Here is a 13,485-nt window from a genome sequence, read left to right as displayed (position 1 = left end):
CCGCGCAGGCGGACGACGCGCGCGCGACCCTGGCCCGCTACCGGGCCGGCCAGCCGCTCCGCCTCCAGGCACCGGCGGCGTCCCCCTGACCTGGGCGCGGCGGCGACGGCGCGGCTCCGACCGACGCGGCGGAGCCGGCGGGCACCCGCGCGCGCCGGCTCGCGCCGGGCTCAGTGACAGCGCACCGGGTCCGCGAACGGGCAGGCGAAGACGCGCGAGATGCTGGCGCCGCCCAGGCTGGAGCCGATGGTGAGAACGCCGGTGGAGAGATCGGGCACGCCGCCGGTGGTCCCGGCGGGCAGCACGGACGCCGCGGCGCCGTCCACGTAGGCGGTCAGCGCGCCGGTGGCGGCGTCGGCGCAGGCGGTGAACCGGTGCAGCGAGCCCGGCGCCCAGGTGGCGTAGAGCGGCGCCGAGGCGCTGCACGCCGACGTCGCCGCCTGCCCCGAGGCCTGCGTCGCGAAGCAGACGCGGGGGTCGAGGTAGAGCCGGGTGGACTGCGTGGCCGCGTCGTCGATGAACGCGAGGACGACGCCGCCGACGTCGGTCCATGCGCCGTCCGCGACCAGCTCTGCGCCGACACAGTAGCCGGTCGTGGAGGTCCGCTCCGCGAGCGGCCTGCGGTAGGCGAGCTGGGCGTTGCCCGGGACGGTCCCATCCACGACCGGGACCGGCCAGCGCCCCGGGTTCGCGTACGGCGGGAGCGAGTAGCTCAGGCCGTCGGCACCGGTCGCGCTCTCCCCGGCCACGCGGGGCGGGATCCAGACCGCGCCGTTTGCCAGCCGCGTGCCCTCCGCCGCGCCCACGATGTCGCGGAAGGTGTCGACCGTGGCAGGACGCGTGTCGAAGATCACCTCGTAGACCGAGGCATCCAGCGTGGGATCGTCGCCGGTCGGGTACGCGCCGATGGACAGCGGCAGGAGCTGCTCGGCGGTGAACGTGGTGGCCACCGCCGTCGGGAGCGCGCCGCTCTGCCCGTGGGCGCCGGCGAGGATCTGTGCGCCGGCGCGCCCGCCACACATGTAGTCGAACGCGTAGGTCGCGACGGCCTCCGGCGTCACGCTCGTGTCCGGAGACATGATGGCACCGCCGCCCGTGGCGGTGAGGTAGTGGAAGCAGTACGCCTCGTGCATCTGCATGAGCGCCCAGCCCTCCGGCCACTCCGCGGTGGGGAACTCGGCCTGCCCGCGCGCTACCAGCGTCTTGTTCGGCGCCGTCATCCCGGGATGGAGGCCGGGCTTGAACTTCACGCAGACCGTGAAGTCGCCAGAGGTGTCCACCGCCGTCGCGCCGTGCGCCGCGTCGGCCACGAACCGGGTCGCGCCGGTGGCCCACGGTCCGACCAGCGTCTCGGCCGGGCTCCAGAGGCCCACGGCGGTCGTGGACGGCAGCGCGCCCTGCGGCACGAAGGTGATCCGCCCGAGGGTGTCCGCGAAGGTCGAGCCGTTCCAGACGACGTGCGCGGCCGTCGTGGCTTGCTCGACGAAGGCATGGGGCGGGGTCGCTGCCCCCACCGCGTGCGGCGTCCAATCGAAGGCCTGCCGCGGGGACGGCGCGAGCACCGGGTCGGCGTAGAGCCCGAACGCGAAGGCGTCGGCCACGCCGTCCTCGACCTTCGTCGCGGTGAGCACGCAGAAGCCGCCCGCCGGCGGCGCCGTCCACTGGAACGAGGAGGCCGACGCGCCCGGGGCGGTCGCGCCGCCACAGCCGTCCCGGAGCGCGTAGGTCGCGGCGCCGGCGGCCGCGCCGGGATCGAGGGTGATGCCGATGGCCTGGCCGGAGTGGACCGGCATCCGGCAGGTCGCGTCGGTGCCGGTGCGGCTCACGGTGCAGCCGGCGACCGTGGCGGTGGGGGACGGGTACGCGGCGATGGCGCTGATCGTCGTGCGCGGCACGAAGGTGCCGACGATCGAGACCGACCCGGTGCCTGCTCCGGGGACGAGCACCTGGATCGCGATCGCGCTCGCGTCGGCGAGGCCGTTCGCGGTCGCGGTCAGGGTGAGCGCGCACGCGCCCGCCGCGCTCGAGGACCAGCTCGTGGACTCGGCGGCTGGCGCGGTGAAGGTGCCGCTGGCGCAGTCCTGCGTCCAGGCATAGGTCACCGTGGCGCCCGCCGGCGCCACCACGCGCGCGCTCAGCGCGATCGACTCGCCCACCACGGGCGTGGTCTTCGAGGCAGAGAGCGCCACGATGACCGGTCCCTGGCCGGGCGTGGGCCCGGGGCCGGTGCTGTCCACGATCCGGAGCGTGACCTGCGAGGTCGCGTTCGCCTGGATGGACACCGTGGCGGCGCCGGTGCCGACGACGGTCTGTCCCGCGTAGACCGACACCGTGATGGTCTGCACGCCGACCGGGAGGGTGAGGACGCCGCCGAACGTGCCGTCCGGCTGGTGCGCCAGATCCTGCGTGACGTTCGCCGGCGAGGCGAACACCTTCACCGCCGTCACCTGGTCCGGCGCCGTCAAGGCGTCGGTTCGCACCACCGTGATGACCTGTCCGACCCGCGCCGCGCTGTCGCCGCCGCCGCCACAGCCCGCGATCGCGAGCGCGAGCGCGAGCACCGCCGAAGTCTTCGTCATCCGTCGGGCCCCCCGCGGCCCCGTCCCGGGTCGCTCGGCGGCGTCGATCCGCCGGCAGCGCCTTCCCCGTGGTGCGGCACGACAGCAGGCGTTCGCCCTGCGCGCCATCCCACGTTCACGTGCCGCACGGGACGTGTACCCGAGGTCCGGGTCTTCGTCTGGGGCGCGCGGGGGCGAGCGCGGCGGTCCGCGTCCCCGCGCGGCCCCGCCCGCCCGCGTCAGGCGAGGAACACCGCCTCGACGTTGTTGCCATCCGGGTCGAGCGCGAACGCGGCGAACTGGTGCGGCGTGACGCCGAGCACGCGCCGGAACACGCGCAGGAAGTGGAACGGGCTCAGGCCGGCCAGGGCCGCGGCGCCGCGCCCAGCGCCTCGAGCGCGTCCGCGGAGAACTGGAAGGACAGGCACTCGTCCCCGCCGCCGTGGTGGTCGTGCGTGCAGCGGTACGCCTCGCCCGCGTGCCCGACCAGCGTCGCGCCCGCGACCAGCTCGTGCGCCGCGCCGCGCGACCGGTAGCCGAAGCTCCCTCGGCGGACGTACGAGAGCGAGAGGTCGCGGTGGCGCTCCTCGACCGCCGGATCGCCCGGGCGGGCGCGGCAGCGGTAGTCCACCACCGTCGCGCAGGCGGCCCGGTGCAGCACGGCGATCTCCATCGTCATGGGCGGGCTGTAGCCGCGGGCCCGGGGTGGGTCGCTTGCGGTGCCCGCGGGGCCGGCGGGGGACGGCCCTTCCGGTCCGCGAGGGACGGTCGATTTCCCGTCACGGGCGACCGGCGCGAGGACACGAAGCGGGCATGACCACGCCCCTCGAGAAGAAGCGCGTTCGCGTCCACGACCTCTCGATCGCCTACGTCGATCGCGGCGCCGGCCGCCCGATCGTGTTCCTGCACGGCAACCCGACCTCCTCCTTCCTCTGGCGCGACGTCCTCGGGCCCCTGTCCGGCTCGGCGCGCTGCATCGCGCCGGACCTCCTGGGCATGGGAGACTCCGACAAGCTCCCGGCCAGCGGGCCGGGCGCGTACTCCTTCTTCGATCACCGCGCCTGCCTCGACGGCTTCCTCGACGCGCTCGACCTCGACGACGTCACGCTCGTCGTGCACGACTGGGGCTCCGCGCTCGGGTTCGACTGGGCGCGACGGCACCCGGAGCGCGTCGGCGCGATCGTCTACATGGAGGCGATCGCGGGGACGATGCGCTGGGACGAGTGGCCGCCCGGCCCGCGCGCCCTGTTCCAGCGCCTGCGCTCGTCCGAGGGAGAGCGGCTGGTGCTGGAGCAGAACGCCTTCGTGGAGCAGGTGCTCCCCGCGAGCGTGCTGCGGCGGCTCGAGCCCGCCGAGCTGGACGAGTACCGCCGCCCGTTCCGTGCGCCCGGCGAGGGGCGGCGCCCGACGCTGTCCTGGCCGCGACAGCTCCCCATCGACGGGGAGCCGCCCGAGGTGTGCGAGGAGGTCGAGCGCTACGCGCGCTGGCTCGCCGGGGCGCCGGTGCCCAAGCTCTTCGTCAACGCGGAGCCCGGGCGCATCCTGACCGGGCGCTTGCGGGAGGCGTGCCGCCGGTGGCCCAATCAGCGCGAGGTGACCGTGCGCGGGCTGCACTTCCTGCAGGAGGACTCCGCCCCGGAGATCGCGGCCGCGATCCGCGCGTTCCTCCTCGAGCTGGGGCGCCTCCCGTGAGCGCGCTCGACGGCCTCGCGGCGCGCGCCCGGGCCGGCGACCGTGCCGCGCTCGAGCAGCTGGTCCGCGGGCTCCAGGATCCGATGTACGGGCTCGCCCTCCGCGTGCTCGGCGACCGCGAGCAGGCGCGCGACGCGACGCAGGAGATCCTGGTGCTCGTCGTCACCCAGCTCTCCGGCTTCCGCGGCGAGGCCGCAGTCACCACCTGGGCGTACCGGGTCGCGACGCGCCATCTCCTCCGCTCCCGGCGCCGCGCGCGCCGGTGGACGTTCGAGCGGCTCGCCGGCGAGCTCGGGGAGGAGCCCGGCGAGATCGCGCCGGGCACGCTCGCCCGCGCCGAGGAGCGGCTGCTCGAGGAGCAGGTGTTCATCGGGTGCACGCAGGCCATGCTGCAGGCGCTCGATCGCGGGCAGCGGATCGCGTTCGTGCTCGGCGCGATCTGCGAGCTGGAGGCCTCGGACGCGGCCCACGCGCTCGGGATCTCGGAGGCCGCCTTCCGCAAGCGGCTCTCGCGCGCCCGGGCGGCGCTGGACGCGTTCCTGGCCAGGCACTGCGGCGTGGCGGACCCCGCCAACCGGTGCCGGTGCGCGCACCAGGTGAACCTCAACGTCGAGCGCGGACGGCTCGACCCGGCGCGCCTGGACTACGCCGTGTCGGCCTCGCGGACCTCGCTCGAGACGCTGCGCGCGATGGGCGAGATCGCGGAGGCGCGCCGGTCGCTGCAGCTCTACCGTGCGCAGCCGCGGCCGCCCGCGCCGGAGGACTTCGCGGCGCGCGTCCGCTCGATGATCGAGGCGGCGAGCTGGAGCTGATCTGCCCGCCCTGTGAGGAGCGCCCACGCCCCGTCGGTGTGCTTGCGAGAATATGAACGAAGCGGCATATAACGCCGCGTGGAAACGTCCTTCGCCGCCATCGCCGAGCCGAACCGCCGGGCCATCCTGGGACTGCTGGCGTCCTCGGAGCGGTCCGTCGGCGAGCTCGAGCGCCGGCTCCGCCTTCCGCAGACGTCGGTGTCCAAGCACCTCCGCGTGCTGCGCGAGGCGGGCCTGGTGGAGGCGCGGGTCGAGGCCCAGCGGCGCGTCTACCGGATCCGGCCCGAGCCGCTCCGGGAGATCGACGCGTGGCTCGAGCCGTTCCGGCGCTTCTGGACGGTCCACGTGGACGCGCTCGAGCGCCACCTCGACCGCATGGAGCAGGACGCACCGAAAGGAACCAAGCGATGAGCAGCCGCGAGTACGTGCCCGGCCCGGCGGCAGGGGCGAAGGTCCGGAAGGAAGGCGAGCGCTGGACGCTCGTCCTGGTGCGGGACCTCCGCCATCCGCCGGCGAGGGTCTGGCAGGCGCTGACCGATCCCGCGCAGCTGTCCGCGTGGGCGCCCTTCGACGCCGATCGGGACCTGGGCGCGGTCGGGCCGGTGACGCTCTCGACCGTCGGCGCGCCGACCCCGCAGGTCTCCGCGTCCGCCGTGAGGCGGGCCGAGGCGCCCAGGCTGCTCGAGTACACCTGGGGCGACGGCGAGCTGCGCTGGGAGCTCGAGCCCATCGCCGGGGGCACGCGACTCACGCTCTGGCACGGCATCGACCGGCGCTTCGTCTCGTGGGGCGCCGCGGGCTGGCACGTCTGCCTGGACGTCCTGGACCGGCGCCTGGCGGGCGAGCCGATGGGGCGCATCGTGGGCGCGGACGCCCTGAAGCTCGCCGGCTGGCAGCGGCTGGTGGGCGAGTACGCGGCGCAGTTCGGCGGCGAGTCCGCCTAGGAGCGAACGTGGAAACGATCCTGCAGACCCCGGCCCCGGTGGCCGTCCGGACCCCCTCGCGCGCCACGACCCTCGGCTACTGGGCCGTCACCGCGCTCTTCTGCCTCCAGATGACGTTCACCGCCTACGCGCAGCTCCGGCTGCCGCAGGTCGCGGAGGCGTTCGCGCACCTCGGGTTCCCCGCGTATTTCCGGGTGGAGCTCTCGCTGGCGAAGCTCCTCGGGGTGGCGCTCCTGCTGGCGCCGGTGCCGGCGCGGCTGAAGGAGTGGGCCTACGCCGGCTTCGCCGTGGACGTCGCCTCGGCGGTCGTGGCGCACGTCGCGGTGGGCGACGGACCCGAGGCGTGGGGCTGGGCGGCCGGCACCGGCGTGCTGTGGGCGCTCTCCTACGTCCTCTGGCGCCTGCGCACCGGGCTGGTGAGCGCGTGACGCCGCGCGCACCGCAGGCCGGCGCGAGGAAGCGTGCGCCGGCCGGATCCGCCTCCGCGGAGCTCGACCGGAAGATCGAGGCGCTGGGGGACTGGCGCGGGGAGACGCTCGCGAGGGTGCGCGCGATCGTCCACGGGGCCGACCCCGAGATCGTCGAGGAGCTGAAGTGGATGGGGACGCCGGTCTGGTCGCACGCGGGCATCGTGTGCACGGGCGAGACGTACCAGCGCGTGGTCAAGCTCACGTTCGCCCGCGGCGCCGCGCTGCCGGACCCGGCGGGCCTGTTCAACTCGAGCCTCGACGGGAAGGTCCGCCGGGCCATCGACCTCCGGGAGGGCGAGGCGCTCGACGCGAAGGCGCTGAAGGCGCTCGTCCGCGCCGCGGTGGCGCTCAACCTCGAGGCGAGGGCGAAGCCGAAGGCGCGGCGTCCGGCCCGGCGGCGCGCGTGAGCGACGCTCAGGTGGTCGCGACCAGCAGCTCCTCGGAGTTGCTGGGGAGGCGCAGGCCGTCCGTGCGCCCCGCGAAGTAGCGCGCGCTGAGCGCGTCCGCCGACACGTGCCTCGCGCCCGGGAAACCCGCCTCGCGCGCCAGCGCGAGGATCTCCTCGGGCTCGAAGAAGCTCAGCCATGGCGTGCCGTTCGCGCGCGCGCCGCGCGCGGCCGCCTCGATCCCGGGGCGGACCGCCGGCTCGGCCCGCTCGATGGGCAGCATGAACGACATCACGAGCGTCGAGCCCCCGGCGAGCGACGCGGCCGCCCGGAGCGTGGACGCGACCGCCTCCTTCGTGAGGTACATGCTGACCCCGGTGGACGCGACGACCGCCGGCCACCCGGCGTCGAAGCCGGAGGCGGCGAGGCGCGCCAGCCAGGCATCGCCCTGCTCGAGGTCCACCGGCACGAACCGCAGGGACGGGGGGACGGCGAGGCCGAGCTCGGCCAGGCGCCGCTGCTTCCAGGCCTGCGTGCCCGGCTGATCCACCTCGAACACGCGCAGCCGCGCGCCGAGCTCGGGCCGGCGCAGCGCGAACGTGTCCAGGCCCGCCCCGAGGACCACGTACTGCCCCACGCCGCGGGCCACCTGCTCCTCGAGGAGGTCCTCGACGAACCGCGCGCGGGCCACGATCGACGCGCGGAACGGCCGCGTGAACGCGCTCATGTCGGGCCGCTGCCGCCAGCCGTCGGCCGGCGCCGCGAGCGCGAGGCCGACCGTGTCCTCGTGCACGTGCGGCGGAGGGTCGGCCAGGACGTGCAGAGCGCGCCACAGCGCCACGCGGACGGCGGTGTCGTCGGGGGCCGCCTTGGGTGAGCTGTCCGGCATGGGAGGCCTCCTCGGGGGTTCGCGAGCGGCCCGGCGGCCCCGCAGGTGGAATCATCGCCCACCTGGTGGCGCCCGTGTAGTCTCGCGCGGACGCGCTGCGCGTGCGGCTGGTGGCGCTCGACCGGCCGGGGCTCGGGCGGTCGGACCCGGATCCGGGGCGCACCCTGCGCGACTGGGCGCGCGACGTCGGCGAGGTGGTCGCTGCCCGCGGGCTGCGCCCGGCGCGGATCGTGGGGTTCTCGCAGGGCGCGCCGTTCGCGCTGGCGTGCGCGGCGGCGGGCGTGGTCGAGGGCGCGGCGATCGTGTCGGGCAGCGACGAGCTCGCCGCCCCGCACCTCGCCGAGCGCCTCGTGCCCGACGTGCGCGGGCTGGTCCGGCGCGTGGCGGCGGACCCGGAGGGCGCCGCCGCGCGCTTCCGGACGATGAACGCCGAGCGGATGCGCGGCATGGTGCTGGCGGCGAGCGGCGAGGCAGATCGCGCGGTGTACGCGGAGCCGCGCTTCGACGCGGCCTACCGGCGCGCGCTCGACGAGGGCTTCGCGCAGGGCGCCGACGGCTACGCCGTGGACGCACGCCCGCGACATCCTCCGGTCCCCGCTCGCGCCGGCGGGGTGATCCGCGCCGGACGCCGGAAACACGAAGCCCCCGGGGCTCGCGCCCCGGGGGCTCCGTCGAGATGGCTCCCCAGGCATGACTCGAACATGCGACCCGGTGATTAACAGTCACCTGCTCTGCCAACTGAGCTACTGGGGAATGGCAGGGGCGCGAATCTAGAGAAGGGCCGGGGCGCCGTCAAGGGGGTAGCGCCCCCAGCCGGTGCATCGGCCGCGCGGCGCCCGGCGCCGGGGCGGGCGACCCTCGGCCAGGGCGCCGGGAAGTCGTGCAGCGTGCCCCGGCCGCTATACTCCTCCGGTGATCCTGCCCGGCTTCGAGCACAGGCCCGGCCTGCACTGCGGCTCCACCGCGCTCGCGGACGCGCTGCGCGTCCGCGGCGTGGCGCTGTCCGAGCCCCTGGCGTTCGGCCTGGGCGCGGGGCTGGGCTTCTATTACCTCTCGGCGCCGGAGCTGTCGCCGAGCCACCTGTTCGTGGGCCGCTCCGCGCACCTGGAGCGCGCCGCCTGCGAGGTGCTCGGCCTCTCCGCCGTGGAGCGGAGCGCCGACGACCCCGGCGCCGCCTGGGAGGGCGCTCGCGCCGCCCTGGAGCGCGGGCTCGCGCCGATCCTGTCCACCGATCTCGCGGAGCTGCCGTACTGGGGCAGCCGCACGCGCTTCGGCGGCCACCGGGTGGTGCTCGCCGGCCACGACGCGGCGCGCGGGATCGCCTGGCTGGCCGACACGGATCGGCCCGGCCTCGAGGCCGTCCCGCTCGACGCGCTGGCCCGCGCCCGCGCCTCCATCGCGCCGCCGTTCGGGACGGGCGGCAACCCGTGGCTGGAGGTGGACGCGCCGGCCCCGCCGCGCCCGCTCGGCGAGGCGGTCCGGGAGGCGCTCCGGCGCCAGGCGCGCGAGATGCTGCTCGATCCGGACGGCTTCGCGGGCGTGTCGGCGATCGAGCGCTTCGCGGCGGAGCTGCCGGACTGGCCGGCGCGCGCGACCGGCGAGGCGGACCGGGCCTGGTGCTTCCGGTACGCGTGGCAGGTGACCGAGAAGCGCGGCACCGGCGGCGGGCTGTTCCGGGCGCTGTACGCCCGCTTCCTCCGCGAGGCGGAGGCGGCGCTCCCCGGGCTCGCGGCGCTCGGCCTGGCGGACCGGATGGACGCGCTCGCGGCCGGCTGGAGCGCGCTCGCCGAGGGGCTGCGGGCGACGGGCGAGGTGCCCGGGGGCGCGGTCTCCCCGGAGCTGGCGGCGCAGGCGCGCGCGCTGGCGCAGGCGGAGCGGCGGTACCACGAGGACGTGGCGGCGCGGGTGCCCTGATGACGCTGACGCGAGATCTGGAGGGCCGCGCGCGCGCGCGCTTCGCGGAGCTCCTGGGGCGCGACCCGGTCCCGCTCGACGAGGCGGCGCTGGCGATCGCGCAGGAGGAGTACCCGGCGCTCGAGCCGGAGGCGTACCTCACGCGGCTCGACGACCTCGCCGCGCGCGTGGCGCGCCGGGTCCCCGGGCCGGTGCGCGCCGCCTCGGCGCTCCGGGCGCTCCGCGAGGTGCTCCACGACGAGGAGGGGCTCCGCGGCAACGACGACGACTACTACGACCCGCGCAACTCGTTCCTCAACGACGTCCTGGATCGCCGGCTCGGCATCCCCATCACGCTGGCGCTGGTCTACATCGAGGTCGGGCGCCGCGCCGGGCTGCGGCTGGAGGGGGTCGGCTTCCCGGGCCACTTCCTCGCGAAGTACGTCTCGCCCGGCGGCGTGGAGGTGTTCGTGGACGCCTACCACGGCGGCGAGATGCTCTCGGCCGACGAGTGCGTGGCGCGCTACAAGGCGCGCACCGGCGGCAAGGACCTCGACCCTCGCTACCTCGCCGCGGTGTCGCCGCGCCAGATCCTCGCCCGCATGCTGCAGAACCTGAAGCGCGTCTACGCGGAGCGGAAGGACGACGTGCGGCTGTTCTGGGTGCTCGACCGCATCCTGCTGCTCGCCCCGGGCCAGCGCGAGGCGCTGCGCGACCGGGGCCTCGCGGCGGCGCGGCTGGGCGGGGCGGCCGCCGCCATCCGCGACCTGGAGGCGTACCTGGCGCTCGCGCCCGCGGCGGCCGACGCCGACGAGGTGCGCGCCACCGTGGCCGGGCTGCGGGCGGGGCGCGGCGCGCTGCTCAACTGACGGGCGGCTCGCGCCCCTCCAGCCGCGGGAGCCGGAGCCGCTCCACCGGCGCGCCGCCCACCAGGTGCCGCTCCACGATCTCCGGCACGTCCGCGGGCGAGACGTGCCCGTACCAGACGCCCTCCGGGTAGACCACGATCGACGGCCCGAACGCGCACGCGTCCAGGCACCCGGCGCCGTTCACGCGCACCTGCGCCTTCAGGCCGCGCCGGGCGACCTCCGCCTTGAGCGCGGCGCGGATCGCCTCGCTGCCCTTGTTGCCGCAGGCGCCGCGCGGATCCGACGGGTCCCGGTGGTTCTCGCAGACGAAGACGTGGTGGCGGAAGCGCATGGCGCGGATCTAGCGCCGGCCTCCGCGCGCCGCCAGGTCAGGGCCCGCGCGGCACGAGCTGGCCGCGCGGCACCACCAGCAGCGCGCCGCCGGAGACGGCCAGGTCCTCGCCGACGAGGTGCCCGGAGGCCTCGCTCGCGAGGTACAGCACCGCCTGCACCACGTCGTCCACCTCGCCGAGGCGGCGGTTGGGCAGGGTGGCGGCGATGGCGGCCCCGGTCTCGTCGAGCGCGGCCGCGGCCATGGGCGTGCGGATCCAGCCGGGGGAGACGAGGTTCACGCGCGTGCCGGGGGCGAGCTCGACCGCGAGGCTCATGGCCAGCGACTGGAGCGCGCCCTTCGACGCCGCGTAGTGCGCGTGCCGCGCCTCGCCGCGCTGGCCGGCGGTGGAGCCGATGAAGACGACGTTGCCGCGCCCGTCGCGCCCGAGGTGCGGGAGCGCCTCGCGGACCAGGTAGAACGCGCTGAACACGTTCACCCGGAAGATCTCCTCCAGCTGCCCGGCGCGGATCGTGGCGATGGGCGCCTCGTTCCAGATCCCGGCCGAGTGGACCAGCTGGTCGAGGCCGCCCAGCGCGGCCGCGGCCTCGCGCACGCAGGCGACGCAGCCGGCCTCGGTGCCGAGGTCGGCGCCGATCGCCACCGCCTGCCCGGGGTGGCGGGCCGCGAGCGCCTCGGCCGCGGCCCGGCCGGACCGGTACTGGACGGCGACCCGCGCGCCCTGCCCGAGCAGCGCCTCGGCGATGCCGAGCCCGATGCCCGAGGACCCGCCCGTCACCAGGGCCCTCCGCCCGGCGAGGTCCGAGTACCGCGCCACCACGGTCATCGCGCCCTCCTGCCGCGCCGGCTCGCCGCGCGCCGGGCGGGCGTCCAGCGCGCGCCGTCCAGCACGTCCAGCACCTGGACGAAGCTGGAGATGGCGAGCGGCCAGCGCCCCTGGGCCTCGTCGGCGACGTGCCGCTGCGTGACCGTCCGCGCGGAGATGACGGCGAGCCGGTCGCGGTACTCCTTCGAGACGTAGGTGCCGTACTCCGCCCACACGCCCACCGCGCCGCACGCCTTCGCCACCGCCATGTCCTTCTTGACGTTGTCGCCGACGTAGATGACCTCGGGGCCGCGCAGGCCGAGGTCGGCGAGGATGCGCCGCAGGCCGGCGGGGTTCGGCTTCTCCGCGTCGCGCGGGAGCTCCACCACCGGCGTCTTCCCGCGGTAGTGGCCCTCCTCCTCCTTGCGCCGGATCTCGGGGGCGACGTTCTCCGGGAGCGGGAAGAACGGGAGCGTGTAGAGCGCGTCGAAGTGGCCGTCGAGCTTCAGGTGCTTGAGGCGCAGCTCGGCCGCGTTCCGCGGCGCGTCGGTGAGCGCCACCACCTTCAGCCCGCGGGCGCGGAGCTGGTCGAGCGTCTCGCGCACGCCGGGGTAGGGCTTCAGGTAGCGGTCGCGCGCCGCCCGGAACGCCAGCCGGGCCGGGTCCACCACCAGCGCGTTGAACGAGTCGAAGTCCGCCTCGTACGGCCGGAAGATGTCCGACAGCTGGATCGCGAACGGGTACTCGTTCGACTCGTACTGCGCGTACACCGCCTTCAGCGACTGGACGATCCGGATGCGCGGCAGCCCGGTGGTGGCCACCAGGGAGTCGATCATCGCCTCCAGGGCGGGGACGATGTAGTCCACCCACGGATACAGCGTGTTGTCGAGGTCGGTGACGACCGCCCGGATGCTCGGCACGCGCGCATGGTAGCCGGGTGGGGCCGCAGCCGCCACCGGGGACGCGCCTTCCGGCGGTCCCTTGCTAATATCCGCGCGTGACCGCGAACGAACGCTTCCAGGTGATCACGCCCCTGCACGACGCCGCCGGCTGGCGGCGCGCCCTCGCGGTGGACCGGCGCGGTGGCGCCCCCCGCGCCGTGGTGCTCGCGTACGCGCCGGCCGCGCTCACCGACGACCCGGCGCGGCTCGCCGCGCTGGTGCGCGACGCCGAGGCCGCCGCGCGGGTGCACCACCCGAACGCCGTCCCGGTCCTCGGGCTGGAGACGCTCGGCGAGGCGCTGGTGGCGGTGGAGGCGCACCGGCGCGGCGCCACGCTGCGCGCGCTGCTGGACGGCGCTGGCCGCCTCCCGCCGGAGCTGGTCCTCCGCGCCGGGCTCGACGCGTGCGCGGCGCTCGCGGCCGTCCACGCGGTGGACGCGGGCGAGGGCCAGCCGCTCGCCCACGGCGCGCTCGCGCCGGAGCGGGTGCTGGTGGCCGACGACGGGTCCTGCCTCGTCTCCGGGCTCGGCACGGGCGGCGCCGGGACCCCGGCCGGCGACCTGCGCGCGCTCGGCGCGCTCCTGCACGAGTGCCTGGCCGGCGAGCCGCCCGCGGCGGCGCCGGCGCCGCTGGAGGGGCCGGGGATCCCGCCGGCGCTCGCCGCGGTGGTGGACCGCGCGCTGGGCGCGGGCGGCCAGGAGCCGTTCCCGTCGGCGGACGCGCTCGGCGAGGCGCTCGCGGGCGCGCTGCCCGCCGCGCCGCCGGAGGCCATGGCGGCGTACCTCGAGGCGATCCTGCCGGCGGGGGAGGGGCGAGCGCGGCGAGGTGCTGCGCATGGTGGCCCGCGCGCTCTCGCCGGCGGGCGCGGAGCGCGCCGTGCCGGTGCGGCCCGCGC

At 76.3% G+C, this 13,485-nt stretch carries 15 protein-coding genes, 1 tRNA gene and 1 pseudogene; 10 read left to right on the top strand and 7 right to left on the bottom strand.

All coding sequences use genetic code 11. The annotated features are described in order from the left end of the window. Positions 1-170 precede the first annotated feature (170 nt). Together PSR1_RS15505 and PSR1_RS15500 are read right to left on the bottom strand one after the other, a co-directional pair. Positions 171-2,579: a hypothetical protein gene (locus PSR1_RS15505; RefSeq protein ID WP_059438398.1), complete on the bottom strand. Its 2,409-nt coding sequence runs from the start codon at positions 2,577-2,579 to the stop codon at positions 171-173. 334 nt (positions 2,580-2,913) lie between these two features. Next, entirely contained in the window at positions 2,914-3,237 is a 324-nt protein-coding gene (locus PSR1_RS15500; RefSeq protein WP_059438397.1) for a hypothetical protein, read from the bottom strand. 134 nt (positions 3,238-3,371) lie between these two features. On the opposite strand from PSR1_RS15500, the gene PSR1_RS15495 reads away from it, so the two are divergent. From PSR1_RS15495 to PSR1_RS15470, 6 genes are all read left to right on the top strand, one after another. Continuing rightward, complete coding sequence (locus PSR1_RS15495; protein WP_059438396.1) at positions 3,372-4,250, top strand: haloalkane dehalogenase; 879 nt, start codon at positions 3,372-3,374, stop codon at positions 4,248-4,250. Further along, positions 4,247-5,062: an RNA polymerase sigma factor gene (locus PSR1_RS15490; protein ID WP_059438395.1), complete on the top strand. Its 816-nt coding sequence runs from the start codon at positions 4,247-4,249 to the stop codon at positions 5,060-5,062. Before PSR1_RS15495 ends, PSR1_RS15490 begins: the two co-directional genes overlap by 4 nt. A gap of 78 nt (positions 5,063-5,140) precedes the next feature. Further along, the gene (locus tag PSR1_RS15485) at positions 5,141-5,473 is read left to right on the top strand and encodes a helix-turn-helix transcriptional regulator (protein WP_059438394.1); all 333 of its coding nucleotides are present in this window, start codon (positions 5,141-5,143) and stop codon (positions 5,471-5,473) included. Next, positions 5,470-6,006 carry an SRPBCC family protein gene (locus PSR1_RS15480; protein WP_059438393.1) on the top strand — a complete coding sequence of 179 codons (537 nt, stop codon included), beginning with the start codon at positions 5,470-5,472 and terminating at the stop codon, positions 6,004-6,006. The genes PSR1_RS15485 and PSR1_RS15480 overlap by 4 nt, the downstream gene beginning before the upstream one ends. Positions 6,007-6,014: 8 nt before the next feature. Then, entirely contained in the window at positions 6,015-6,434 is a 420-nt protein-coding gene (locus PSR1_RS15475) for a DoxX family protein (protein WP_059438392.1), read from the top strand. Further along, entirely contained in the window at positions 6,431-6,883 is a 453-nt protein-coding gene (locus PSR1_RS15470; RefSeq protein ID WP_059438391.1) for a DUF1801 domain-containing protein, read from the top strand. The genes PSR1_RS15475 and PSR1_RS15470 overlap by 4 nt, the downstream gene beginning before the upstream one ends. A gap of 7 nt (positions 6,884-6,890) precedes the next feature. On the opposite strand, the gene PSR1_RS15465 is transcribed toward PSR1_RS15470, so the two are convergent. After that, on the bottom strand, positions 6,891-7,751 hold the full coding sequence (locus PSR1_RS15465) for a class I SAM-dependent methyltransferase (RefSeq protein ID WP_059438390.1): 861 nt from the start codon (positions 7,749-7,751) through the stop codon (positions 6,891-6,893). 101 nt (positions 7,752-7,852) lie between these two features. Here PSR1_RS15465 and PSR1_RS23515 point away from each other — a divergent pair, with 101 nt between their 5' ends. Continuing rightward, positions 7,853-8,470, top strand: a complete 618-nt coding sequence (locus PSR1_RS23515) for an alpha/beta fold hydrolase (protein ID WP_272946365.1) — start codon at positions 7,853-7,855, stop codon at positions 8,468-8,470. Here PSR1_RS23515 and PSR1_RS15460 read toward each other — a convergent pair. After that, positions 8,429-8,504 (bottom strand) — tRNA-Asn (locus PSR1_RS15460). The genes PSR1_RS23515 and PSR1_RS15460 overlap by 42 nt on opposite strands. A 159-nt stretch (positions 8,505-8,663) precedes the next feature. On the opposite strand from PSR1_RS15460, the gene PSR1_RS15455 reads away from it, so the two are divergent. Then, on the top strand, positions 8,664-9,665 hold the full coding sequence (locus tag PSR1_RS15455; protein ID WP_059438389.1) for a BtrH N-terminal domain-containing protein: 1,002 nt from the start codon (positions 8,664-8,666) through the stop codon (positions 9,663-9,665). Then, on the top strand, positions 9,665-10,513 hold the full coding sequence (locus PSR1_RS15450) for a SirB1 family protein (RefSeq protein WP_059438388.1): 849 nt from the start codon (positions 9,665-9,667) through the stop codon (positions 10,511-10,513). Before PSR1_RS15455 ends, PSR1_RS15450 begins: the two co-directional genes overlap by 1 nt. Here PSR1_RS15450 and PSR1_RS15445 read toward each other — a convergent pair. Genes PSR1_RS15445 through PSR1_RS15435 form a run of 3 tightly spaced genes read right to left on the bottom strand, consistent with a single transcriptional unit; the run spans position 10,506 to position 12,569 of the window. Further along, positions 10,506-10,844, bottom strand: coding sequence for a ferredoxin (locus tag PSR1_RS15445; protein ID WP_059438387.1), 339 nt, complete (start codon positions 10,842-10,844; stop codon positions 10,506-10,508). The two genes, PSR1_RS15450 and PSR1_RS15445, sit on opposite strands and share 8 nt — an antisense overlap. A 37-nt stretch (positions 10,845-10,881) precedes the next feature. Continuing rightward, on the bottom strand, positions 10,882-11,670 hold the full coding sequence (locus PSR1_RS15440) for an SDR family NAD(P)-dependent oxidoreductase (RefSeq protein ID WP_059438386.1): 789 nt from the start codon (positions 11,668-11,670) through the stop codon (positions 10,882-10,884). Then, entirely contained in the window at positions 11,667-12,569 is a 903-nt protein-coding gene (locus PSR1_RS15435; protein ID WP_059438385.1) for an HAD family hydrolase, read from the bottom strand. The genes PSR1_RS15440 and PSR1_RS15435 overlap by 4 nt, the downstream gene beginning before the upstream one ends. A 77-nt stretch (positions 12,570-12,646) precedes the next feature. On the opposite strand from PSR1_RS15435, the pseudogene PSR1_RS15430 reads away from it, so the two are divergent. Next, a pseudogene (locus tag PSR1_RS15430) lies at positions 12,647-13,485 on the top strand (PEGA domain-containing protein); the annotation flags it as partial.

This window comes from Anaeromyxobacter sp. PSR-1, from assembly GCF_000964525.1.
Taxonomy (GTDB): domain Bacteria; phylum Myxococcota; class Myxococcia; order Myxococcales; family Anaeromyxobacteraceae; genus Anaeromyxobacter.
This window is presented reverse-complemented; position numbering and strand designations above follow the sequence as displayed.

Coding starts and splice junctions, on each gene's coding strand:
- PSR1_RS15495 (WP_059438396.1), top strand. CDS start 3,372: ATGACCACGCCCCTCGAGAAGAAGCGCGTTCGCGTCCACGACCTCTCG.
- PSR1_RS15450 (WP_059438388.1), top strand. CDS start 9,665: ATGACGCTGACGCGAGATCTGGAGGGCCGCGCGCGCGCGCGCTTCGCG.
- PSR1_RS15465 (WP_059438390.1), bottom strand. CDS start 7,751: ATGCCGGACAGCTCACCCAAGGCGGCCCCCGACGACACCGCCGTCCGC.
- PSR1_RS15480 (WP_059438393.1), top strand. CDS start 5,470: ATGAGCAGCCGCGAGTACGTGCCCGGCCCGGCGGCAGGGGCGAAGGTC.
- PSR1_RS15505 (WP_059438398.1), bottom strand. CDS start 2,579: ATGACGAAGACTTCGGCGGTGCTCGCGCTCGCGCTCGCGATCGCGGGC.
- PSR1_RS15500 (WP_059438397.1), bottom strand. CDS start 3,237: ATGACGATGGAGATCGCCGTGCTGCACCGGGCCGCCTGCGCGACGGTG.
- PSR1_RS15440 (WP_059438386.1), bottom strand. CDS start 11,670: ATGACCGTGGTGGCGCGGTACTCGGACCTCGCCGGGCGGAGGGCCCTG.
- PSR1_RS15445 (WP_059438387.1), bottom strand. CDS start 10,844: ATGCGCTTCCGCCACCACGTCTTCGTCTGCGAGAACCACCGGGACCCG.